16 protein-coding genes and 1 pseudogene are annotated in these 24315 nt (G+C 55.2%); 7 read left to right on the top strand and 10 right to left on the bottom strand.

Annotation, left to right across the window (positions count from 1 at the left end; genetic code table 11):
* Positions 1-168: 168 nt before the first annotated feature.
* Complete coding sequence (locus tag BM438_RS22710) at positions 169-1623, bottom strand: TetR/AcrR family transcriptional regulator (protein ID WP_167378439.1); 1455 nt, start codon at positions 1621-1623, stop codon at positions 169-171.
* Positions 1624-1935: 312 nt separating this feature from the next.
* Here BM438_RS22710 and BM438_RS22705 point away from each other — a divergent pair, with 312 nt between their 5' ends.
* The 3 genes and pseudogenes from BM438_RS22705 (at position 1936) to BM438_RS22695 (ending at position 5268) form a co-directional block, all read left to right on the top strand.
* A complete protein-coding gene (locus BM438_RS22705) occupies positions 1936-3051 on the top strand; it encodes a helix-turn-helix domain-containing protein (RefSeq protein ID WP_093638125.1) in 1116 nt (371 codons plus the stop codon).
* Between the two features lie 436 nt (positions 3052-3487).
* A pseudogene (locus BM438_RS22700) lies at positions 3488-3640 on the top strand (ATP-binding protein); the annotation flags it as partial.
* 87 nt (positions 3641-3727) lie between these two features.
* Positions 3728-5268 (top strand): IS3 family transposase gene (locus tag BM438_RS22695; RefSeq protein ID WP_093638122.1). Its coding sequence is split into 2 segments (ribosomal slippage): positions 3728-4358 and positions 4358-5268, totalling 1542 coding nucleotides; the frame shifts between segments, so codons are not numbered across the junction.
* 142 nt (positions 5269-5410) lie between these two features.
* On the opposite strand, the gene BM438_RS22690 is transcribed toward BM438_RS22695, so the two are convergent.
* Positions 5411-5833 carry a DUF1488 family protein gene (locus BM438_RS22690; protein WP_244179434.1) on the bottom strand — a complete coding sequence of 141 codons (423 nt, stop codon included), beginning with the start codon at positions 5831-5833 and terminating at the stop codon, positions 5411-5413.
* Between the two features lie 320 nt (positions 5834-6153).
* Between BM438_RS22690 and BM438_RS22685 the strand changes: the two genes are divergently transcribed.
* Complete coding sequence (locus BM438_RS22685; RefSeq protein ID WP_093638116.1) at positions 6154-7026, top strand: phytanoyl-CoA dioxygenase family protein; 873 nt, start codon at positions 6154-6156, stop codon at positions 7024-7026.
* Between the two features lie 633 nt (positions 7027-7659).
* On the opposite strand, the gene BM438_RS22675 is transcribed toward BM438_RS22685, so the two are convergent.
* From BM438_RS22675 to BM438_RS22655, 5 genes are all read right to left on the bottom strand, one after another.
* Positions 7660-8685, bottom strand: a complete 1026-nt coding sequence (locus tag BM438_RS22675; protein WP_093638110.1) for a YCF48-related protein — start codon at positions 8683-8685, stop codon at positions 7660-7662.
* Positions 8686-8694: 9 nt separating this feature from the next.
* Positions 8695-11055: an efflux RND transporter permease subunit gene (locus BM438_RS22670; RefSeq protein WP_244179433.1), complete on the bottom strand. Its 2361-nt coding sequence runs from the start codon at positions 11053-11055 to the stop codon at positions 8695-8697.
* Positions 11056-11101: 46 nt separating this feature from the next.
* Positions 11102-12904, bottom strand: coding sequence for a DUF1302 domain-containing protein (locus BM438_RS22665; protein WP_093638106.1), 1803 nt, complete (start codon positions 12902-12904; stop codon positions 11102-11104).
* A 469-nt stretch (positions 12905-13373) separates the two neighbouring features.
* Complete coding sequence (locus tag BM438_RS22660; RefSeq protein WP_093638103.1) at positions 13374-14741, bottom strand: DUF1329 domain-containing protein; 1368 nt, start codon at positions 14739-14741, stop codon at positions 13374-13376.
* 400 nt (positions 14742-15141) lie between these two features.
* Positions 15142-16116, bottom strand: a complete 975-nt coding sequence (locus tag BM438_RS22655) for an NAD(P)-dependent oxidoreductase (protein WP_279630557.1) — start codon at positions 16114-16116, stop codon at positions 15142-15144.
* A 1237-nt stretch (positions 16117-17353) separates the two neighbouring features.
* On the opposite strand from BM438_RS22655, the gene BM438_RS22645 reads away from it, so the two are divergent.
* From BM438_RS22645 to BM438_RS22630, 3 genes are all read left to right on the top strand, one after another.
* On the top strand, positions 17354-17584 hold the full coding sequence (locus tag BM438_RS22645) for a hypothetical protein (RefSeq protein ID WP_093638094.1): 231 nt from the start codon (positions 17354-17356) through the stop codon (positions 17582-17584).
* 11 nt (positions 17585-17595) lie between these two features.
* On the top strand, positions 17596-19068 hold the full coding sequence (locus tag BM438_RS22640; protein ID WP_208620692.1) for a cytosine permease: 1473 nt from the start codon (positions 17596-17598) through the stop codon (positions 19066-19068).
* Between the two features lie 297 nt (positions 19069-19365).
* Positions 19366-20271: a phytanoyl-CoA dioxygenase family protein gene (locus BM438_RS22630; protein WP_093638091.1), complete on the top strand. Its 906-nt coding sequence runs from the start codon at positions 19366-19368 to the stop codon at positions 20269-20271.
* A 525-nt stretch (positions 20272-20796) separates the two neighbouring features.
* On the opposite strand, the gene BM438_RS22625 is transcribed toward BM438_RS22630, so the two are convergent.
* The 3 genes from BM438_RS22625 to BM438_RS22615 form a co-directional block, all read right to left on the bottom strand.
* On the bottom strand, positions 20797-22164 hold the full coding sequence (locus tag BM438_RS22625; protein ID WP_093638087.1) for an aspartate aminotransferase family protein: 1368 nt from the start codon (positions 22162-22164) through the stop codon (positions 20797-20799).
* 155 nt (positions 22165-22319) lie between these two features.
* Positions 22320-23123: an SDR family NAD(P)-dependent oxidoreductase gene (locus BM438_RS22620; RefSeq protein WP_093638264.1), complete on the bottom strand. Its 804-nt coding sequence runs from the start codon at positions 23121-23123 to the stop codon at positions 22320-22322.
* A gap of 38 nt (positions 23124-23161) precedes the next feature.
* The gene (locus BM438_RS22615) at positions 23162-23977 is read right to left on the bottom strand and encodes an SDR family NAD(P)-dependent oxidoreductase (RefSeq protein WP_093638083.1); all 816 of its coding nucleotides are present in this window, start codon (positions 23975-23977) and stop codon (positions 23162-23164) included.
* Positions 23978-24315 lie beyond the last annotated feature (338 nt).

Raw genomic sequence — 24315 nt, 5'->3', positions numbered from 1 at the left:
TCCCGCGCCATGAGATGAGTCACCAAGACTTCGCGGCTACTACCTATGCGCGATGCGTCCCAATCGTGTTGGTTGGGAGAAGACTATCTGGTCCACATGGTTTTTAACATGTGTCTTATGGTCAAATGAGCGTGCCATTTAACACACGTACCGGGCCGTCGGCAGTAACTAGGAAGCGGTCTCCCTGGCTTTTCCGGTTGCGCCGCGAGCAATTTCGACAGATATTGCCATGAGCAATTGCAGCACGATATCTATACCCGGTGTCTGTCGGCCGGCACTGTACGTATAGACCAGCAATCCTTCAAGTTGCGCTGCGATGAGAGTCGCGCGTGCCAGACACTCACGGCCTGACGCCAGGGGGTCGATCTCCCGCACAAGATTGACGTAAATCTGACGGTACTCAGCGTAGGACTTGCCGAGCAGTTCGTGAGTGATGGCAGAGTGTTCAGCCAGCGCAAACATCTCGAACGAGAAGCGGCATACACGTGGATCGCATGCTTCTTCAAAGACGTCCTGAAATATTTCGCACAACCGCTCAATCGCAGGCTTGTCGTTCGGCTGGCTCATTTCCGACCAACGGTCGTAGTACGTGGAGAAGAGCGCGTTAATTGTCGAACTCAGAAGGTCTTCGTGTGTCGGAAAATAGTGTTGTAGAGCCGACGTGAGGATCCCGACCTCCTTGGCCACGCGCGCTAGCGTAAAATTCGCGTACCCCTCCGAGGCCAGCACATTGGCCGCTGCGGCAACAATCTCGTTGATTTTCGCTTCCCGTTTGCGACTCTGCATCGTCGGACGGAGATAGCTTGGTTCTGAACTACTCTGCCGGACAGCAATCTCGTATCGGCCTCTCCGCATGTGGCTTTCGGAACCGAACAGGCTCTCCCGAACGCCCGTGCCCGCGGGAGCCGCTGGCAGTGCCACGGCGGAATGCTCGTTATCAATTAGGTCGATACCAAACGTTGACCCCGTCAGGCCGGCAACCGACTTGACGCTCCGTTTGGTCGTGCGGACGAATTCCTCATAATCCTTTTCGGAATCATCAAAGCGCGCGGCAAAGATCATCATGCCTTCTGCCTGCGCCGTGAGCACCAACGCGCGCGCCCTGCATTCGTCGGCCGAAAGCGCCGGGTTAATCTCAGACAATAAGCCGGCGAAAATATTCCGATACGAAGCGTAGGCTTCTACGACTAAAGCAGAAGCATAAGATTCGTGCTGAGCAAAAGCCCAAGTTTCGAACAGGAATTTCCCTACATCGGGCTTGTTGATATCCTCGAAAATCTGCTCGATGAGCGCGGCACACCGACGTTGCGGCGGCGCGCCGCTGCGGTTCGCGATGCCGAGATACTGGTCGAGAAAGCCCTGCAGGAAGTTCTTGATGACGATGGACAGCAGTTCATCTTTGTCTGGAAAGTAGTACTGGAGGTTACTCAGCGTGAGACCGGCCTTCGTCGCCACCTTCCGTGTAGTAAAGCTGGCGTAGCCTTCGTCACAAAAAATTTCCGTGGCGGCTACCAGAATGTCGCCGATTCGACGTTCACGGTTGCGCCGCTGCACTGAACCGGCCTCGGCCGCCTCACCCTGCACCTTCATCGCGCCCGCGCGCGCAGCTAACTTCTCTTGCACGTGTACATCCCCCCACAAAAACATCCTGCGTTGTCCAGTCGGCATTATAGGTCAAAACACCGGCTTACGATTACCATTCCGAAAATTATCCCGACCATAAACGCACCAAGATGGAGCGCGACATGCACACTATAACAGCGCTCAAACTCCAACCCATAAGGGATTCTACCGGGTTCTGTTTTTATTTTTTTTCTTGATTTGTTGGTCACTCAACTCATAAACTTAGGTCACGCAACAAGATATTTGTCTCGGATACGCCGAAGACGGGGTATCTCGAACGGCATCTGCGCCTTCAACGCCCAGGGAGCAAACATGGAAAGGCAAAATATCAACTCGGCTGTCGCGTTCGCTGCGCTGAACCCGGCGGAAATTACGTTGATTGCCGACACAGCAACGGCCACAGGCATTCCCTCATCGGCAACTCTGGAGGGAACCGGGCTCTCGCCGGCCGCCTTGCTCCAGGGGAAGTGCAAGACATCAATGCAGCAACACGTCACTGCGCTCAGTAACGCTGTAGGTCTTACCGGCGACCGCCTGCTGGCCCTCCGCGCGGGCTCGCGCGCGCACCTGACCGCCTTCGGCATTGTTGGCTATGCACTTTGGAGCAGCGCGACGTTGCGGGAAGCGCTCACCGTGGCCCGTGAATATGCGCCGCTGCTCAACTTAAAATGCGGCCCCACGCTTTCAGTTGAGGGCGGCTCCGCGGTTCTGCGCTTCATCGAACCGAGCGGGCTGAGCATTGACGAGACTGAATTCTTCGTCGAATTCGAGCTGGTGAAGGTCCTGACGTTCCTTCGGGACATGCAAATCCCGCACTTTCAACCGTCGTGCGTGCGTTTGCTCTCCTCGTGTGCCGACCACCACAGCAGAGCCGGCATTTTGCTGGGCTGCAACAATGTCAGCAAAGACACCGTGGCTCAAATCCGCTTTGACGCCGCATGGCTTGACCACTCGCTGTCGCAAGCCAATCCACGCACACATAAAGCATGCCTCGAAGCGTGCAATCAGCTTCTCGAAACGCAGGATAGCCATGTCGACCTCGCGTCCAGCGTGCGTTCGATTCTCGCCAATGCCTCCACTGCAATCCCAACATTGCCAGAGGTGGCGAGCACGTTGTGCATGTCAGCACGCACGCTTCGCCGCCGTCTCGACCTGATGAATACGTCATATAGCCAGTTGCTCGACGATGTGCGCAAGACACTGGCCATCCGATATGTCGCGTCGACTGGTTTAACCACGGAGCTCATCGCCGAGAAGCTCGGCTACAGCGATGCCGCGAACTTCAGCCACGCATTCAAGCGCTGGACCGGTCAGGCTCCGCGTCAATATCGTGCGACGTCTGTCGCGAAAATTGCTGTCCCGAGGGGAGCCCTCGTCGCCATGCCGCGTGCCGCACAACGCTTCGAGTTGCTTCAGACGGCGGCATAGAAAGGAGCGCAAGCTCGACCGAACAGGTGTCATGTCTTCCGTCGGCGACACGCGTCGATGCCCACGAAATCCGTATCGCCAACTGGTAAGCGTCCCGAACTCTGGTTCCGGACGCTTTTCTTCTTGTGTAACTAGACACGCTTTTCACCAGGACTAAAACACCAGCAGCACTTCGCGACATCGAACACGCGCCCCACGGCTTCGTCGAGCTGAACGCTCATCGCGAGAAAGGACCCACAGTTCTCACTGGCGGCGGCCTTCAACAGCTCCTGAGAAACCAAGACGTTCTCTTCCTCACCGTAACCGTCCGACCGCGACCGTTCTTGACAGCGTGTTGATATCGAACAATTGAAGGCGGCGTGTTGATTCAGGCGATGTCGTGCTGAAGCTGATCGGCAACGACCCATGGCAACAGTTCGTCAACGCGATTGACGGGATGCTCGGCAATGCAAAGATGACGACAGCGCTACTCGACCGGCTTACGCACCACTGCCACATTGCAGAAACAGGCAACGAAAGCTATCGTTTCAGAAACAGCACGACACAACCAAAGAAGGAGAGAAAGAAGACCCAGACACCCACCGAGTAAGCCGCAAAGCTGGTCCAACGGGTGGGTCAGAATTCAATGCAAATCGTGGAGCTGCGGACGAAAACTTGGACTACCTGGAGGTAGTTCATGTACTCGTACGAAGACCGCATGCGAGCGGTCCGGCTTTATTTGAAGTTGGGTAAGCGCGTCGGGGCGACCATCCGACAGCTGGGTTATCCGACAAAGAATTCTCTGAAATCGTGGCATCTCGAATACGAACGATGTCATGATTTGCGGACCGGCTATGTTCGTTCCACGCCGAAATATTCGGCCGAACAGAAGAAGGTGGCCGTCGATCATTACTTAGGCCATGGCCGTTGTGCTGCTGCAACCTTGAGGGCGTTGGGATATCCAAGTCGCGGGACGCTCGTTGCCTGGATCGAAGAGCTGCATCCCGAAATCGGAAAACGCATTGTCGGCAGAGCAACTGGCAGCCTTCCGAAATCGCCGGCGGTGAAGCAGGCGGCAGTCATCGAACTGTGCACCCGAGAGGAAAGCGCGCGCCTGCTTGCCCAGAAAGCAGGCGTGAGCAGGCCGACGCTTTACAATTGGAAGAACCAGCTACTCGGTCGTGAAGCCCCAGCATCCATGAAACGCCAGAAGAAGCCAGCACCGGACAGTGAGCGTGCGAAACTGGAACAACAGGTCGAATCGCTTCGACGCGACGTCCGGCAACTGCAGCTCGAGCACGACATCCTGAAGAAGGCGAACGAACTGATAAAAAAGGAATGGGCATCGTCCCGCAACTCCTGAGCAACCGGGAGAAAACGATGCTGGTTGATGCCCTGAAAGACACCTACACGTTGTCAGAACTTTTAGCCGTATTGGGGCTAGCGCGCAGTTCCTACTTCTATCATCGTGCGCGTCTGCTCGTGGCCGACAAGTATGCTGGCGCTCGTCGAGTCATCGCAGACATCTTTGAGGTCAATCACCGCTGCTATGGCTATCGCCGGATACGCGCGGCACTGGGCAGGCAGAAGGTAGTGATCTCGGAGAAAGTGGTGCGACGCTTGATGAGGCAGGATGGGTTGACCGCTGCCACGGCCAGACGACGTCGCTACCGCTCCTACGGCGGAGAAATAAGCCCTGCGCCGGAGAACATCATCAATCGCGACTTCCGTGCAGGAGCCCCGAACGAGAAGTGGCTCACCGACATTACCGAATTCCAGATCCCAGCCGGCAAGGTGTATCTGTCTCCGTTGATCGACTGCTTCGATGGACTGGTAGTGAGCTGGACAATCGGCACGCGGCCAGATGCCGAACTTGTAAATACCATGCTCGATGAGGGCATCAAGACGATAGCCAACAGTAATAAACGGCCTGTGGTCCACTCTGATCGCGGGGCGCACTATCGCTGGCCCGGATGGCTCTCACGCATACGTGATGCCAAACTAGTTCGCTCGATGTCACGCAAGGGATGCTCACCCGATAACGCGGCCTGCGAAGGCTTCTTCGGTCGGCTCAAAACAGAGTGGTTCCATCCGCGGGATTGGCGGACTACGACCGTCGAGCAATTCATTGAGGTACTTGACTCTTACATACGCTGGTATAACGCAAAGCGGATCAAGGTCTCGCTAGGCGCTCTCAGCCCGCTCGAATACCGGGAGAGCCTGGGAATGGCAGCATAAACCAGTCCAAGTATTTAGCCGCACCCCCCGTGGGTCAGGATTCCGTGCAAATCAACACACTGACTTTAACCAGTGACAGCGGGCCACGTTCCCGATAGTGCATGGCCCGACTTCGCTATCGGTACGACCGATAAACCGGTGACTATGACGCGGAGACAGATGCCATCGTGAGGTCGGCCCACGTCAACACCACGGGCACCCCGGGAGAGGCTTTGAGGATTCTTGTGACGGCCTCAAAAATCGATGACCGACCGATCGAGAACGCCTCTTTCCTCGGGATAATATGGTCCACAAGCGCAGCTGCACTCAAGGCACCTTCTGTGATCAGGCAGTTCACGGGCTCGCCGTCTACGATGGCGTCGAATACCGCATGCCCGTCTTCAAACGAGACCGCGTCGGGGGTAGGAAATACAATTTCCATGCGTCTTGACCTTGAATGATATGGAGGATGCTCGCTGCGGAAAATTTGTCGCCGCTCGATCAGGTCGAACGGTCGATACAGGTCGATGCGTTTGAATCTATTTTGCGCAAACGCCAGCAACATTTCGAGGTTCTGAGGGGACATTTATTTGTGTGCCCCGGCCTATAGAACATGTGGCGTCGCTGGGGTATCCCGGTCAGGATATGCGTTTCTTGCAACCCTTCTAATGCGTGTTGAAGCACCACGCCTCGGGGTATACAGCGATATCCATTCAATTCCTGTGATGCACGGCCCGTGAACATGTCAAATGTCCTTTCCGCACATTGTTATTGATTTAAGCCCGACTAGACTTGGTACGCGATTCCTGAATTGCACATCGATTTCGTTGCGTCGAACAGCTATGACGCGAGGAATCGACGCATCAGCGTATTCGAACTATCTGATATCCGTTACGGAGCCTTCTCATGTCGTCAACCTCAAACAAGCAACGCCTCCAGGAAGTTCCGGCCGGTACTCCGGCAGCCGAAGTTAAACGAATCATCGACGCCGACGGCGGCGTCATCGTCAAAGGTCTATTCGCGGGGCGAGTCGACCGCATGAATGAAGAGCTCGACCCGCTTATCGCCAAATGGCACGAGGGTGTCAAGGGCAACGAGTGGATGGAAGAGTTTGCTGGCCGTCAAACCAAGCGCATGACCCAGCTCGTGGTACGAAGCAAGACCTTTCGCGAAGAGATGATTGACGACGCGACGATGCTTTCTTACATCGACACGATGATGCTCGAGAATGCTGACTCGTACTGGATGAATGCGGCCCAAGTGATCCAATTGCAGCCTGGCGAAAAAGCGCAAATGCTACATCGTGACCTTGAGAACTATCCCGTCTTCCGAAAATACGGCCCAGAAGGTCCCGAAGTGATGTGTAACTGCCTGGTGGCACTTTCTGACTATACGGAAGAAATGGGTGCCACCCGCGTCATCCCAGATAGCCACAAGTGGGCCGACTTCGAAGACAGAGGCGATCCTGCGCAGACCATTCCCGCAGTCATGGAGAAAGGCGACGCTCTCGTCTACTCCGGCAAGATGCTTCACGGCGGCGGCGAAAACCGTAGCAGCAAACCACGCCGCGCCTTGGCGCTCGCCTTCTGCCTCGGGTGGTTGGTGCCGGAAGAAGCCTATCCGTTTGTGGTGCCACTTGAAATCGCCCGGAAGATGAGCCCGCGCGCTCAACAGTTGATGGGATTCCGGTCATTCCACAACGCCAAACTCGGCGGCGGTAGTCTGTGGCAAGTCGATTACCTCGAACTCGCTGACTTCCTCAAGCTGAACGCGCCTTAAGTAAGAGCGTCGCAAATCTATCCGCCGACACAATCGTGTTTCCCGGCTCCCCGGCTATCCTTCAAGGCAGGCTGCGGGCCGGGCCCAAAGCTCTCGCCCACCCCATCATATGCCGCGCGATCGTGCATAAATAAGCTACGCAGTGGGTTAACTCAGTTAAGCGAATTGTCGGTACTTCTTGCAGCGCCCACAACTGCAACCTCATTCATACCAGCTAACGACCACTGAGTAACCGTCCTTCCCGGTCAGCCGAATATGAAGCCGACGATCAGACCGTAGCTTCAAATCCATTCTCGTCGACCCATGCCCGCGCCCACTGCATTGCCGACACGTACGCAGCGCATTCGTTATCGAATCGCTCGCTCTGTCGCGCGCGCATTAGCACCTCGCCTCTGAAGAAGATGATTCCGTAGGCACTATGGCTGCCATCGGTATTTCTCACCTCCTCAATGGCAAGGACGTGTCCTCGATAGTGATTCATAATGGTCAAGTTCCCTGATCTCCTGGATAGCCAGGAATGGCAGGCTGCACGTGGTAAGCAAAACTCGCTCCCCGCTCGCCACGCGCGCTGCCAAACTTCGACGTAGCCTACTGCTATGACGTCAATGTTGCAGAGGCAGGCCCACACCAAGGCTATTGCTTTACTGGCCCACTGTCGGAGAAAAGAACCACCCTCCCGTCCTGTGCCTGTGCCACGGCAGTCAGTGGCAACCGGTCAGACCGTTGCGCTCCGCCAAAGGTCTTCCCGTCGTCATTGCTCAGCATTGAGACGCCATCCAGTGCAACCGCGAGGACTGTTCCGTTCGAACGCTGAATGATGCTGTTCACCGAGCTGTGGAAGCTCGTCGAAACGTTGGTCCACGTCTGTCCATCATCACTACTGCGGTAGATTGAGCCACGAAGGCCGCCGACCAGCAGGGTACCGTCCTTCAACGCCGTGCCGCTCCAAAAGCTACCGGCATATCCAGTTGGAAGATAGGTCCACGATGCGCCAACGTCGGTCGACCGCAACACGAAACCCTTCTCAGCCGAAATGAACAGCTCGCCCTTCGCGTTCGGGAACATGCCGTAGAGGTTGACGTCGGCCTTTGTACTGCCCGGTGGCGGCGGCAGGGCGACTTCCTTCCATGTCGCACCACCATCGGTTGTATGCAGCATCAAAGACCAAAGCCCAATGGCCCATCCCTCGGACTTGTCCTTGAAATACACCGAGAAGAATGGTCGGTCATTGGCGATGTCGACGCGCTGAAGCCGCCACGTCTCGCCTGCGTCGTCTGTCCTGAGAATCGCCCCCCACTGCCCAACAGCCCAGCCCGTCTTGTCATCGACAAAGACGACAGACGTCAACATCGAGCTGACTGGCACGCTCTTGGCCTGACGAAAGTGTTCGCCGTTGTCGTCCGACAGCAATACGGCGCCATGGTCGCCGACGCTCACGATCCGCTTCCCGGCCGTGGCCGCGCTAAGCATTGCCGTGCCAAGCGCGCCGGCACTGTGCGCAGCCGGCATAACCGCGAGTGCCGGCTTGGCGGCCGGTGCGTCAGCAGCCAGAACATAGTTCGAGAAAACCAGCAGGCAGGCAGCGGCTGCGCATGCCCGGATTCCTGCGCGCGGCGCGCTTACGGGAGAACGGAACGGATTCCGCAAAATATTTTGCATCGGAACACCTCAGTGACTGAGAACACCGGGCGCGCGTACAGGGCGACGCCGCGGAAAGAGCTTTTCCAGAACAACGGCGAGTGCGGGCAGCGCTGTCATCGCCATAACGAGATTGACGACAAACATGAATGCGAGCAGCTTGCCCATGTCGGCCTGAAATTTAAGCGCTGAGAACGACCAGGTCGCAACACCGATCGCGAGCGTGATTGCCGTGAAGATCGTTGCCATGCCGACCTCCAGAATCGAATGCTCCAATGCCTTAACAATCGTTTCACCGCCCGCAAGGTGAGCCTGGAGTCGATTGTAGATATAGAACGCGTAGTCGACGCCAATACCGACGGCCAGCACCATGACCGGAAGCGTGGCGACCGTCAAACCAATCTCGAACTCCTTCATGAACCAATATCCAATGAAAGTGCCCACAGTCAGCGGCAGGCAGCATGCGACCACTGCCCGAAAATCTCGATAGACCGCAAAGACGAGTATGACGATGGCCAGATACACGTATAGCATCATCGGCAACTCGCTCTTCTCAACCTCGTCGTTTGTCGCCGCGAGCACACCTGCATTGCCTGCGGCCAGCCGGAGTTCGACTCCCGCAGTCTTATGGCTCGAAGCAAACGCCTTGGCGGCGGCAATCACCCGGTTGATGGTCGATGCCTTATGGTCAGCAAGGTAGAGATGGACCGCCGTCATGCTGCAGTCTGGGCGCATATAGCCGCGCACGCGATTGATTTCAGCGCTGAGCGACGAGTAGTTCCCTGGGTCGATCGGCACCACACCCATCTTGGGGTTGCCCTCGTTGTATCCCTGGTTGTAAGTCCGCAGCATGCCGGCGTATGAACCGACCGACACGACGCCAGGCACGGTATTCATCTCGTAGGCAAGCGCGTCACCGTATTGCCCGACAGCTGGCGACTCGCATGAATTCGGCGGCGCTTCGACAACCAGCGTAAGCCAATCAAGACCAACATCGAAGCTGTTGGCAATCGATACAGCATCGCGATTAAAGCGCGCGTCAGGACGCAATTCAGGTGCCCCTGGTTGCAATGTCCCCACTACGCGGTCACGGCTTTCCCATACCGCTGCTGAAAAGATTCCGGCAACGACAAGCAAGGTGATGACAGCATTGCGCGGCTCGGCGATACGTGCAAGCACCCGAAGCCAACGGGCGCGACTTTCGCGCTTCTGCATCGCCTTTTGCGCATACTCACGCGTGAAAGTGAAGCAAGACGCGGCAACCGGCAGCATCACCAGGTTAGTGAGAATCTTGTATCCGACACCCAGCGACGCCGTGATTGCCAGTTCTCGAATCATCGGAATCGGGATGAGTAGCAGCGTAACGAACGAAACGAACGCGGTGACCAAGGCCAACGTGCCTGGAATCAGCAGTCCAGTAAAACTGTGCCGCGCGGCCTCCTCGGTCGTTTTGCCGTGTGCCAGTTCCCGGACGATGAAGTTAATCTGCTGGACTCCGTGCGACACACCGATAGCGAAAACCAGAAAGGGAACGAGCACGGCTAGCGGGTCCAACCCGAACCCCAGTAGGCGTAACGTGCCGAACTGCCACACGAGTGATGTCAGAGAACACGCGATCGGCAGAATCGTAAAGCGCAGAGAATGGCAATACCAGTAAACCGCAACACCAGTCAGAACCAACGCAATACCGCAGAACAGCAGAACACCCTCGGCTCCGTCCGCGATGTCGCCAATCTGCTTTGCAAAGCCGATGATCTGGACCTCGTAACCCGCGTCCTCAAATGGCTTGCGAACTTTATCCTCAATCAACTTGTTGTAGGCGACGTAGTCCAGAACCTTGCCATCCGCACCGACCTCATTGATCGAAGCCGTCACCATGGCAGCTTTCTGGTCCCGCGAGACCAGCGAGCCCATGTAGCCGCCCTGATCGGTCGCCTTCCGCGCAGCTTCAACCTGCGCAGCATTCATATTTTCTGGCGTTATGGTTCCTGGGATAATCGGCTCAGCGCGGAAGCCCTCCTCCGTGATTTCGTTGACGAAGCTGTTCGGCGTCCACAGAGACTGCACACCGAGCCGGTCTACGTTCGGCAGATAAGCAACGGCTTGCGTGACCTTGTAGAGGCGCGTCAGCCCTTCCTTGTTCCAGATGGTTCCATGTTTGGCGCGGACAACGACTGTTAGCCGGTTGGCACCCAACAAATCATCTCGATATTTCTGGAAGGTCTTGATGTATTCGTGGCCAATAGGAATCTGCTTCTCGAAGCCGGCCTCCATTCGCAGCTGGATTGCGAACGCTCCCATCACGAGGGTGAAGAGCAAAAAAGTGATGAGTGTTATGGCACGATGCGCGAACAACCAACGTTCGAGTTTTCCGATTGCACTTATAAGCACGGTCTCTTCCTCAAGAAAACAAGTCCCCCATGCGGGGGACGGACTACTAGAAATTGCGGGTTACAAATGCGCCGACGAAGTCACGGTCCCGGTAGTACTGATACGGGGCTTTACCCATATATGTAGTCCAGTTGATGCCCGCTTGCCATGTCGCCGGGTTCTGGTTGAAGAGCACATACACGTTGAGCGAACTCGCGTTATGGAGATAGTTGGCGCTGAACGTCGGCGTATTGCCGAAAAGCGTGCGCGAATAAGTAGCGCCCGGGGTAACCTGCCAGCCGTGAATGAGTGTCCCGTCATATGTCCAGTTGAAATCCACCACCATGCCGGCCGACGTTGAGGTTCCGACTCCGATCGGTGTCGCGTTGGCGCTCGAGGGGTCGTTAAGCCACGCCACGTAGCCTGCGGCCGGTATTTGCTGGACGGTCTGTCCGTTGATCGTACGGGTGACAACACTGTTGGAACTGATACCAGGAAACTTGGTAACGCCTACCTCGAGCGAAAGGTTTGCTGTGTCCGCACCACCCAAAGCCTTCAAGACTATCGGATAGTTTGCCGGGGTAATGCCCAGCAACGCGTTAATATCGAGGTTGATATTTTTCGTGTCCTCCCACAACGGGCAATATCCACTGGCGGCATTTGTATTTGCGTTGATTGGCCCGTTCGCGCCGTAGCAGCCTGACAAAGAGACTGCGCTATGGGGACGATAGGCGAGTTCACTGCCTATAGCCCAATCCCCAAGTTGAAAGTTCGTACTTAGTCCGAAGAGTTGTCGACTATTGAGGTATTGATATTGATACTGGCCGGCTGACGTAATGTTGAGGACAGGGCTCTTGTCGTTGTAGCGGAGGTAATAGAACCCGAAATCTGCCTGTATCGATGTCGGCTTATAGTGCATCGAAATGCCATACTGCCCGCTGTTCTTACCGTAGACGTTACCTGCCACGGGAACACCGATGGCGTTAAACGGCGAGCCCACGTAGGTGCCGTTCACCAAACCACTGTTCGCCGCCCCGTATGCGCCCCGAGTACCGCTACCGGCGATTGTCGCTCCATCGGCCGCGCCGACATTGCCGTTTACTGTACTGACGCTGAGCGGAACATTGCCGTTGTTAAGTGAATCAGATGTGCTGAAATACGATCCAACCGCAGGATATATGTTGCCGTTCCATCCGAGCTGGTAATAGGCAGAAATATTGAGACCATGGCCCAGCGCCGATTCAAATTCGATCATTGGCGCCGGAAGGACAGCTTCTTTAAGCTGCGTCCCCGGAATCAGAAGCTTTTGATAGTCATAAGAGTTAGTTGCGTTGATACCACCTGCCAGGAAGAGACTCTCACCCCAGTTGACGACCTGGTTACCAACGCGAATGTGTGCGGACTGGTCTGCGAGACGAAAATCCTTCTCGGCCCACAAATCGAGCAAACGGATGTTGCGGACCATTTGGGCATAAGCGGCCGAACTCAATTCCGTCCGACTGGTATTCGCCGCCGCAAAGTCATAGAAATACGTCGCGCGAGCCAGAAACTTTAACCCGTATTCCGGATCATCGAGGAACAGCTCGTTGGTGCCTTTCAGGTACGCCGTGAACAGTCGGTTACGCCGATAGTTAAGATCGCCGTCGTCGCCGTTCGACCATTGTGCTGTGTTGGCGGTTCCGCCGCATGAGACAGAGTCGCCGGTCAACGCGCAACTTGGATCGTGCAGACGATATCCAATGCCCGCAGTATATGCGGAGTCGAAGTTCCCCTGGATGCCGCCGTATGTGAACGTAAAGGCATGCGCACACGATGCTGCTACTGCAGTTAGAACACCAACAGACACCAACTTTGTTTTCCGAATCTTCATGCCTCTCCCCTAACGTTTCAATTTTGCTAACGAGCGGACATTCCTAGCCGCTGACGCCAGAACGTGTGACGTTTTTCTCACGGCGACTTCCAGAACCACTACGCATAAGAGTCCGACAACCGCACAGTAATAAGCGGAAATTTCCTCGCCAATGTTGATAATGGCCATGCGAATGGTTTGCGAGGCCACTTTATTTGATGTGGTCAACGCATTGGCCGAGGCTGGACTCCTCACCATGCGAGCAGAGAATTTTTTCGACTAATCGTTCCAGATGCATACTTATCGATTGCAATGCAGAGGGACGTACGACGAACCATTCGCCTCTGCGTCGCTCTACAGACGGGCGAAGTTGTGGAGTAATGTGATATGCAAAAAAAGGCCTGACCACTGGGCGCAGTCAGGCAGAAACGGAAGGGACTACCCTTCGAGAGGAATCACGCGAAGCGTGGGTTCGCGTCGTACAGCCGGTTTAGCGGCTGCTTTGCTGCTGGAGACTTTGCATCGTGTAGAAATCGTCGCGGAGAATTGCATTGTCGCCGCTGTCCTCGTAGTACTTAGCATCCTTGGTCGCGCCGAACACGAGACCGTCACCAACATAACGGCTCGAGTTGACGTCGTACATAACGAATTGGTCCGCGCTACATGCGCCGCCCAACTCGGCAATCGGAATCGCCGGCGACTCCTTCACCTTCCAAACCTTGCCTTGGGTGTCGTAGTCGTCTCCAGCAACCGCAATCCACGAATCCTCGTCCAGATAGAGCAGCTTTTTCGGCATGGTGTGACGCATGCCGGATTTCACCGTGCCCTCGACCACCCACACGCGATGCAATTCATAGCGGCGGTTGTTCGGGTTGATAAAGTGGTCTTGCGCGCCGTCAGTAGCCGATGTTTTGGTATCAACCATACCGAATGCGTTGTACGGTACGTAGATTTCCTTCTTGCCTAGAAGCTTCCAGTCGAAGCGGTCCGGAAGTCCGAAGAAGTTCAAACTCTGGTCGACCGTATACTGGTTTTCGAAACCAATGAGCGGCGTATCGTACGCGTAGCTAGGTAGACGACGAACTCTACGTTGCCCAGTGAAGTAGTAATAGGACTCCGTGTCTTCCTTAAAGTAGACGCGGTTCACAACGGCTTGTCCCGCCAAGGCGGCCGGCGTGTTGTATCCATAGTACACGCCCATCATAAGCTCGTTGCTTGACATGGGGGCAGTTTGTCCTTTCTTACCCCATGGGTAGTAGTACATTTGCTTCCAACGAATGTCGATGCGATTGCTCTGGCCCGGGCTTGCGGAGACCATCGTGTAACCATCTTGCCATTCCAGCCCAACGCCGTGATAGCGGGTGAGAAAGTTCCACATCGCTTCGATACCAGACTTCGGCTCGGGGAACGGTACGCTCGGCATTTGCGCGTTCGCTAGCGACCAGCCATCGGGACCAATTGCGGCCTTGCCAGCGGCAGCCTTTGTGTTCGCCTGCACGAAGGCGGGTAGCACACAGTCACGATGCGACGGGTACACTGGCATCGTGTAGCCCTTGTTCGTTTTCAGAAGGGCAATTTGCCCTGGCGTTAGCTTGTCCGCATACTTTTCGACATTCGACGTGTCGATAACGAACGAAGGTTTCTCGCCTTTGTACTTCCAAAAATCCGCGCGACTCTTACCAGGCCCCCAACCCGGGCTAATACTGCTGGCATCGTCGAATGCGGGAATTCCATCTTTGCTGGCGCCCGCCTCGGCACCAGCGTACGTCAAGTCAGCAGCAACAGCAGCTGCCGTGGAATCAAACAGCACAGCCGCCAATGAAATCGCGGCAAATAGTTTCGTCCGGGAAATCGCCATCACATCCTCTACGGTTTACGCCGTGCTAACGGCCGGGCCCATCGCGCAATCGAGAGAGAACGAGGCGCTGGGCCTGATTCAGGTGGCAAGGTCAGAATTTTCTTGCCGCTCACACTCTTTTGACTTCAACAAGCGATTGATTAGCAGGTTAGAGGAGACACTCCGGGCGAAACATGTTCCAGCGGGACAAAATGTCGGTGACAGACGGTCAACTGCATGTGGACTGTTTGTGGCGTGTCGAAAGCGGTGAAGCACAGGACGTATCCGTAATGTCCAAGCTTTACCCAGAGGAAATATCGTGAGCGATTAGTTTGGTAGTAGTCAGGGGAGACGAGGCTCCCCCCTTCCAAGACGATGTCCTCGCCGTCCAAAAATGCTAACAGGCCACCGCCGAAAGGGACTAACTACCATCTTTCACAGATGCGTACATGATGGAAATATCCTTCTGGCCGCTTCCCGCCCGCTGCGCTCTCTCGAGATAGCTCAGATAGGCCTTTGTTGTCTCATAGCCGATGTTCTCAGAGATGTACGCGTCACGAACGACAAGCTGTCTTGCATAGTGCACGTCAACCGTGGCCTGATCGCCAGAGTAGTCGCCTCCGGTTAGGCGTCGGGTGATGTCACTGAGCCCGTCCGCGAGCATCGTATTCATGATGCCAGATATCTTTCGGAACGACTCAGGGCTGACGGCAGCCCGCTCGGCAAGCGCGGCGCCCTCAAAGAACGCTGTCAGCGCGCCAAAATAGTATGCGTACAGCGCCAGATAAATCACAGACGCAGTGCCCGGATCGTCACCGAAGAATTCGGCTTTTCCCGCCATGGCTCGCAACACAGCTTTGTGTCTCGCGAACCCCTCTGCATCTCCCGAATAAACTATCGTCGTCTCCGCTTTGCCGATGTCTCGGGGGTAGGCCATAATCCCGCCGTCAATATACTGGCCGCCCTTTTGCCGAACGTAGTCGGAGATGCGGCGCGCGTCATCGCAACTGCCAGTGCTCAGATTGACGACCGTCTTTCCCAAAAGCATTCCCCCGATACTCTCGGCTCGAAGAATCGCTTCAGTTGCAGCCTTATCGATGGTGCACATCACAAGCAAAGGACTCGCTGCGGTCGCTACTTCCGCCGCCTCAACGCCGGTCGCCCCTTCGTTGACAAGGTCAATGATACGGCCCGCAGAACGGTTCCAGACGGTGACGTCATGGCCGGCGCGCAACAATGCACGCGCCAGCGTGCTACCCATAGCACCAAGTCCGAAAACCGATACCCTGCGAGTCATTACGGCTTCACTCACTGCTACCTCGTCGTTTCGCGTGTCAAATTGGCGCACCCGCCATCCTTTCACCGTAAATTTGTCGGACGCTTGGCGCCCCGCCATTCTCAGCCAGAGGACTGTATACCGCCATGTTCGACAAGGACAATTGAAGGCTTGCCCCATGGCATTTATCACATGAAAACTAGACCAACAACTGGTCCGACGGAGCGTGCAGTCACTCACGCTGCGGGCCATACGCTTCTCGAGCGCCGAGGTCACAGAGCTTACCTTGGACAGTCCAAGCCTATTCATCGTAAAAATCAATAGTGGCGAAAGTCCCAGCTGAGCAAGCCTAACCAACGGCGGGATGTTGTCCGGTTTTCTCCATACGGTTGAGCAACGCAGGTTCAAAAATTCTTGGGCACAAGTTTCAGCAAGCCCAGTTTTTGATCACATCAATGTTCGCCAAGGCGACGACCGCGCGGACCGGATATTCGGAGTTAGTGAGCCCGCGTTCAAAATCCACGTTGTCGTGCGACACGACCTGGTCGACGGCATTCCCTAGCCCAACCGCCGACATCGGGAAGTAACTGGACGCACGTCCTTTCGCGAAGACCAACAAATCCGGTTGGACCCGCACTACTGCCACGCAAACATCTCACCGCTCTGCCGAAGCCTGTAACGACTTCGTTCATCAACAGCAGAATGCCGTGACTACAGAAAATGGTTTCAGTTTTCTACCCATACCACAGGGCGGAATATGGAAACACGCATCAGAATTGATGAACGGCGCTTTTCAGAGTACCGCTGACTAGTCGATCGGCCAGATTCGTTGTGACTTTTTGCGTTCGCGCGTCACCGACGATGCGAGATAGCGACTCGTGAAAGACAGGCGGCCAGCACGATCAACCGGCCGTGCGAATAGCTCTCGTATATGGCGATGAGCATGTTTTAGTGGGTTCAGGTGTCTGTGCCGCTCAGCGCGGGAGCAGATCGTCAATCATGACGCGGACAGGAGGAAAGCATAGAGAGTCATCTTGGAATGCGTCTCCGATTGCGGAATGACGAGCGCAGCCCACGGGGAGGGTATCCAAGGCTTTCGAAATCCCGACGAACCGACTAGTCCGCGTCTCTTTGGCCATTTCACACAATGGTTTGACCGGATGGCGCATGGCGTCCATTAATTTGAACATCGATTATTTACCCGCTCCTTGCATCGGACGGCTTGCCCCGGGTGTCTCACCAGATGCCGGACCGCAAGCGCGCATGCTCAAGACGGAGGATCCTGAGCATTCCCGCACCCAAATAGAATCCGGGCGCACCCTGCGCGAATCACGAATCAACCTGAAGGAGTCTGCGCATGATACGCAGTTCACACGAAGCAGAGCAGCTTGCTGTGCAAACGGCTAGTAACGCTCCCTCACAAAGCGAGATCAATGTCGATCTCCCCCACCGTCTAAAAATGCTCAAGAGCGCAGAACATCGCCTCAGTCAATACGGGCAACCCTTGACGAGGACCTATGTGGAAGGCGTTATTTGGATAGTGGTGGCAGCGATCATCTGGGTTATCGCGCTCAACTTCCTGGCATAAGAGAGGATGAAATGATTGACGATTTGAAATCGGGCAGCGGGAGGGAGTCACTGGCTGGACGGTTACCCGTACTGCCCGCTGAGCGTATTTATGACGGCTACATGTCCTATATGTGGACGGGGGTCACCTTTGCGGCGGCGACGTACGCTTTTCTGATCGGCGGAGCACTGCCGTTTGTGGGAAACACGAAGCTTGGGTTGGCAGGGTACATCGTGGGACTTATCGTCGGTATCGTGCCAGTTCAACTGGCAATGGGAATTCCGTCCTTTCGCTCGGGGATCGACGGAATCGACGTGTCTAAGTCTTCCTTCGGAACACGAGGGTCGATCGTTCCCTTATTCGGCGTTCTAGCAGCGTCGCTCGGCTGGACCTATGTCGTATTTGCAATGACCGGGCGAGGTGCCGCTAACGTTATCCAAACAGTCAAGGGAGGCGGCGCACCAAACGAGACGATGGTCGTTTTCGTCGCGATTGCGATGCTGCTAGGGACATGGATCCTTGCCAGCAAAGGGCCTCACATGCTTGAGCGGCTGGCGGACTACATCTCGCCAGGTCACCTTATTATCACAGCACTCATGCTGGCATTGCTTTTTGCAAAATACGGGTCAGGCTTGTGGAATATGAACGTCGACCCATCAAAGGCGCTTACCTCTGATCCCAAGACCGCTTTTGCATATGGCGTTGAATTCGGCTTTGCGAACGGCTTGTCTTGGTGGCCGTTCTCCGGAGGCCTTTCGCGACTGGTCAAACGTCGCGGACTGATTATGGGGCCAATGGTGTTGGGGACTGGCGTTATAGGTTCTGGCTTTCTGGCGCTAGTGGCTTCCTACGCAGCTGTCGCGGCGGGTACGGCAGATCCAACGATCTGGATGATCAAGATTGGCGGGAATTATCTCGGTACGGCGATCATGACCTTCGTGCTGTTCGCGAACGTCGCCACAAGCGTGGTCCTCGTTTACCAAGCAGGTGTTTCCATTCAGCAGGTCCGCTTCTTCTCAACAATCAAATGGCCTTGGTTGGTAGCTATCATTCTCTCACCTGGTCTTTGGGTCTCATTTCACACGCGATGGACACTAGACTCGACGATGACATGGCTAGCGTACAACGGAACAATATTCTCCGGTCTTTTAGCAGTGACGTTTGTCGATTACCTCATCCTGCGCCGTGAACACATCGACATCGACCACATTTTCACGCGTTCGAGTCATGGAAAATACTGGTTTTGGGGTGGTGTCAATTGGATCGCCGTCGTCGTATGTGCTGGCGCCGTCGTGCTGTATCTCCTGCCATACAATCCTATTACGCTAGCAGTAAAGCCATGGTTCCGCTATTTTGGGGCTGGTATCCCAGCAACGGTCGTCAGTGGCATCGGCTACTACGTTCTGATGAGACTCTTCGTCGTGCCTTCATCACGAGGACACTATCCTGGAGAGACTGGATTACGAGCCGTGCGCAACGAGGACCCGCCCCCTCTTAGCCTCTAATTTCCTCGCAGAGCTCCGACAAGGCCCAGGATTAACTCAAAGCACCGTCGAGGTCTCCATACGCGTGTGAGACCATTTACAAATCGTGCCTCATCGTGCATGAACTATCACCCACGATACTCATGCACATTGCCATCCTGCCTTTCCAAGGCTTCAACGAATTCGATTCCCTCGTTGCGCCCGGTGTGATCAATCGAATCCAGAAGCCCGACTGGCGGATAACGCCTTCATGCCTTGGCCAGGACAGCTATACCTTGGTCAGAAATCGGTCTCTCCTTAACTAAACGTGAATGAATCATGTCAGTCAACATTCCCAGCCTTCCCTCTACGGCCTCCGTCGATGACGCCGTCGCGGCGATCATGGATGCCGGCGGCGTCATCATCGAGAACTTTCTTAGTGAAAGTCTTCTGCAAAAACTCAAGATCGACTTGGACCGCATTCTTGCCGATACGCCGACGGGTACAGACCACGAGTTCGCCGGAACCAAGACACGCAGAGCCAGCGCGTTGTTCGCACGCACCAAGTACATGACCGATGTCGCGCTCCATCCCACGTTCAAAGGGGCAGCGGAAAAAATTCTGCGGAGCAAGCTGGTCTACGGGTGGATGGGTAGCGAACGCGTCGAGCAAGTGCCAGATATTCGCATCGGGGTGACGCAGGTTATTCAGATCGGCCCAGGTGAAGGTGGTCAGCCGTTGCATCGCGACGATTTCGCATTCCTGTGGCAGCATACGCCGACCAGTGGCGAAGCTCGCGTCCAGGTCATGGTAGCCATCACCGACTTCACGGCGGACAATGGGGCAACTCTGGTGATTCCAGGAAGCCATCGCTGGGACGACGAACGCATGCCGACACGGGAAGAAACCATTCCCGCCGCAATGAAAGCAGGTTCGGCATTGATCTGGGTGGGCTCGGTCTATCACGCCGGCGGCAGCAACAAGACCGACCAACCGCGCACCGGCCTAACGATGACGTTCGATTTGGCACAGGTCCGCCAAGAAGAGAACATGTACCTCGCACTGCCTGTGGAGGTGGTCAAGACTTTCTCCGAGGAAATGCAGAAACTCCTAGGTTGGTCATGGATTCCTTCCAGCAAAATGGGCTTTGTCGAAATCGGTGGCGAAATGCGCAGCCCGATCGAATTACTCCAGGGTAAACAGGTTTCAGGTGTCCACCCGAGTCCGCTACTAACGCTCAAGTGAACGGGCTCACCTATCACTTGAGTCGAATATCGCCCCGTCGGTCGCTTCCCATGCCCCCGCTGTCGCTTGTACTCATGGCTCGCTCATCGCGGCTAGTCCAGATGCTGGCACGAGGGGGTGAAAGGCTTTGCGGCGTACTGCGCCAGCAAGCATGCGTTAATGGCTCGATAAAGTGTCTCGCACCTGGCTACGGCCGCAACGGAATCGCGTCAAATGCCGCATCGGCCGGCTTCGTCGACACACCCATTCTATCGTCGTAGCGTGCCAATGGGCCGCTGTGCCACGCCCTTTGATGTGGCCAACGTGATTGGCTTTCTGACCTCAGGCGCGGGCCAATATACAAACGGCATGATCTATGCAATGAATAGGGGCTCAACTGCGAGCTATCTCGCTGCCTGACGGGATCACGTCGCACATCATAACGTTCGGCGTGAGGTTCCTGCCCAACCAATCCGCCACCACCGCCAGCTCGCCGGGAGTCCATCGTGACACCGTAGCGACACTTGTGGCTTGGCTAGATGCTCTTCAGCCTAAAGCACGACTAACGTCATCGAGCGTGCGGCCAAATTTTTCAATCAGTTCGTCAATCTCAGAGGACGTACTGATAAGAGGCGGACATATCGCAATCGTGTCGTATATGCCTCGGAAAATGATCCCGTTCGAATGAGCCCGTGTGATGAATTCTCGACCGAGCTTACCCTTCTCTGGTAACGCTGTCTTTTCCGCCTTGTCTATAACCAATTCCACCCCTGCCACAAGGCCACATCCACGAACCTCGCCAATTAGCGGATGATCGGTCATCGACGTAAGAGCAGTATGCAGTCGATGCCCCATGTGTCGGGCGTGTTCAACCAAATTCTCGTCCTCAATGACTCGAATGTTCTCAAGTGAGACGGCGCAAGCAACCGGATGGCCTCCACCAGTCAAACCGTGCCCAAATCCACCGAAATCATGCGACTGCTCTGCGATAGGCTGAAACACCCTGTCGTTTATCAGAACCGCAGCGATCGGTTGATACGAAGAAGACAATTGCTTCGAAACCACCATGATGTCCGGCTTGATATCAAATGTTTCGCAACCGAACATGTTTCCAGTCCGACCAAACCCACAAATAATCTCATCCGCGACGATAAGAATATCGTGCCTCTGACAGACCTTCTGGATCTTTTCCCAATAGGTCCTCGGCGGAACTATTACGCCACCTGCTCCCATCAGAGGCTCCCCATAGAAAGCTGCGATTGTCTCGGGGCCTTCTTTCTGAATTAAGTCTTCGAGTTCCGCAGCCAGGCGGTCGGCGTATGCCTCCTCTGTTTCACCCGGGAGGCCAAATCTATACAGGTGCGGGTAGCTAACGTGTAAAAATCCTGGAAGTGGCAGGTCAAACCCGCGGTGAATTCCCTGAAGCCCCGTGAGACTTGCGCTGACAACCGTGACCCCGTGGTAACCGCCCGCGCGGCTAATGATTTTCTTCTTCGCCGGTTTCCCTGCAGCGTTGCTCCGGTACCAAATGAGCTTGACGATTGTATCGTTTGCCTCGGAACCAGAATTAGTAAAAAACACCTTGCTCATAGGGACCGGCGCCAGTTCGATGAGCTTCTCCGCGAGCTGGATACTTGATACGTGCGATTTGTGCGAAAACAGGTGATAGAAGGGCAGCGTTCGAAGTTGGGCCTCAGCAGCGCGTATCAGACGCTCATTGCTGAATCCAAGGCCAACGCTCCAAAGGCCGGACATCGCCTCAAGATAGCGGCGCCCCAGTTCGTCGAAAACATAGACCCCCTCACCTCGCGTAATGACTAGGGGACCAACTTCCTCGTGCAACCGTGCATCTGTGTATGGATGAAATTGATGTAAGACATCTGCTTTCGACAGGTTGCTAAGTTTACTGCTCATGAATTCTCTCGAGTATTTGAATTACTTCAAGGCATCATTGACGCAACAGCCCATTTTCCACCCAGCGTACGACCAAGCACATAAAATGCATCTTCCTCAATCGAAGCAAGCAAGCCTACCCTCCGAATACCGGCAGCTTCGACTTAAATAGCGCCTTATTCATCTTCTACCGAGTAGCGGCAAAGTGTCTCCCCACCATCCACCGGAATAAGTGCGCCATGGATGTAACTTGATTCATCACTTGCGAGAAATACCGCCAGATTTGCGACGTCCGCGACTTCGCCCCAACGTTTCAGCGGGATGGATTCCGCAAACGCCTTCATGTAATCGGCATCATCAAAATGCCCCCGCGTCATCGACGTTTTGGCATAAGTTGGGCAAATACCGTTCGCGCGGATACCGTCTCGGCCGTATTCGATAGCGATACACTTCGTCAAGCTAGATACGGCGCCTTTTGAGATGTTGTAAACGGACTGTTTCGGATGTCCGCCAAGACCTGCTGTCGATACGATGTTGACGATAGTGCCGGCGCCCTTCGCAAGGAATACCTTGATGGCTTCCTGACACCCGAACCAGGTGCCTTTCAGATTGACGTTCCAGCACGCATCAAGGTCAGCCTCCTCGAACTCGTGAACAAGCTTTCCAACACGATAGATTCCTGCATTGTTCACGATGACGTCCAGAGTGCCGAAGTGCTCAACAGCGGAATCGACCAAGGCAGCCACCTGCTGCTGACTAGTGACATCACACGTCACGAAGAATGCGGCGCCTCCATTCCTCTCTATCTCTTCGACAGTCGTCGCTGACGCCGTTTCTTCGAATCCACCTCGATTCCAGCCTTCGTGCAAGTCCGCAACAACGACTTTCGCACCTTCTGCTGCAAACTGAAGTGCGATTGCGCGCCCGATGCCCGAGCTCGCTCCAGTCACAATTGCTACTTTTCCTTCAAGTCGTTTCACAGCCTTCTCCCAGTTCGCCGAGGTTTTTGAAGTGCTCATTAGGGAGCGGTGAATCCACCATCGACAGTTAGCATCGAACCCGTCATCCACTCTGCGTCGTCGGACGCCAGAAACAATGCGGCTTTCGATACGTCCTCAGGCGTGCCTAGATGCGGCCACGGCGTCAGGCCATGTAGCCGCTTGCTAGTCGCCTCATCCTCGAGACACGAGCGCACCATCGCCGTGGCAAGAAAACCCGGACAAATCGCGTTGACGTTGATGCGGTGTTCAGCGAAGTCAACGGCCATTTCTTTCGTAAGACCGACTACTGCCGCCTTGGATGCGCAATAAGCCGGCTGCTGCTTGAGGCCGACCAGCCCGGCTATAGAGGCCATATTGATGACTCGGCCGCGGACCTGTCCGCCGTTGGTCATCGTGACAGGGTCCTGCTTCATGAATTGCTCGATTGCATATTTGCTGCCTAGCCACACACCCTTCACGTTAACAGCCATAGTGATATCGAAGTCCACTTCACGCTCTTCGAGGACAGTCGCGAAATCGAACGCTACGCCCGCATTGTTGACCATCACATCCAGCCGACCGAACTTATCGACTGCGGCGGCTACCAGAGCCTGCACGTCCTTCGATTGCGTGACGTCGCAAGACACAAAGTGTGCCGCACCCCCACGCTGCACAATGAGGTCATCCGTATCAATCTTAAGATCAGGTTCGTACCCTTCAGAATTCGCCGACTTGCGGATATCCGAGCACACTATCGACGCACCCTCCTTCGCGAATGCGAGAGCAATGGCGCGTCCGATTCCGGAACTGGCACCCGTGACTACCGCGACGCGATTCTGCAATTTCAAAGCCATTTGTGAAAACTCCTATCAAGGGTCCTGAAGTGCGCGATGACATCGGTCTCATGCTGCGGAAGCTAGTGCACTCGAAGCGATGTACTGCGAATAATTTGGAAATTTTATGTAGATACGTTAAAGAAACACAGGTTTTCACCGGCCAAAATTTCCCGCCTAACGGCCAATTTCAGACGGTCGAAAAAACGAAATTTCCACCCTTACCCCATCAGCGACCGACCTCGTTTTCAGCGCCCTTGTGTGACGCACGGCCCGAGGGCATGACAAATGTCCTTTATGCACATTGGCAAGCTTTTGCGACAGCCTAAAATTGTCGCCTCGTTAAGTCCATCATCTAA

Source organism: Paraburkholderia aspalathi, from assembly GCF_900116445.1.
GTDB classification, from domain to species: Bacteria; Pseudomonadota; Gammaproteobacteria; order Burkholderiales; family Burkholderiaceae; genus Paraburkholderia; species Paraburkholderia aspalathi.
Note: the sequence above shows the minus strand (reverse complement) of the source record. Positions and strands in the feature narration are given on the sequence as shown.

Coding starts and splice junctions, on each gene's coding strand:
- BM438_RS22640 (WP_208620692.1), top strand. CDS start 17,596: ATGATTGACGATTTGAAATCGGGCAGCGGGAGGGAGTCACTGGCTGGA.
- BM438_RS22690 (WP_244179434.1), bottom strand. CDS start 5,833: ATGTCCCCTCAGAACCTCGAAATGTTGCTGGCGTTTGCGCAAAATAGA.
- BM438_RS22645 (WP_093638094.1), top strand. CDS start 17,354: ATGATACGCAGTTCACACGAAGCAGAGCAGCTTGCTGTGCAAACGGCT.
- BM438_RS22705 (WP_093638125.1), top strand. CDS start 1,936: ATGGAAAGGCAAAATATCAACTCGGCTGTCGCGTTCGCTGCGCTGAAC.
- BM438_RS22665 (WP_093638106.1), bottom strand. CDS start 12,904: ATGAAGATTCGGAAAACAAAGTTGGTGTCTGTTGGTGTTCTAACTGCA.
- BM438_RS22615 (WP_093638083.1), bottom strand. CDS start 23,977: ATGGCTTTGAAATTGCAGAATCGCGTCGCGGTAGTCACGGGTGCCAGT.
- BM438_RS22655 (WP_279630557.1), bottom strand. CDS start 16,116: ATGGCGGGGCGCCAAGCGTCCGACAAATTTACGGTGAAAGGATGGCGG.
- BM438_RS22660 (WP_093638103.1), bottom strand. CDS start 14,741: ATGGCGATTTCCCGGACGAAACTATTTGCCGCGATTTCATTGGCGGCT.
- BM438_RS22625 (WP_093638087.1), bottom strand. CDS start 22,164: ATGAGCAGTAAACTTAGCAACCTGTCGAAAGCAGATGTCTTACATCAA.
- BM438_RS22675 (WP_093638110.1), bottom strand. CDS start 8,685: ATGCAAAATATTTTGCGGAATCCGTTCCGTTCTCCCGTAAGCGCGCCG.
- BM438_RS22685 (WP_093638116.1), top strand. CDS start 6,154: ATGTCGTCAACCTCAAACAAGCAACGCCTCCAGGAAGTTCCGGCCGGT.
- BM438_RS22630 (WP_093638091.1), top strand. CDS start 19,366: ATGTCAGTCAACATTCCCAGCCTTCCCTCTACGGCCTCCGTCGATGAC.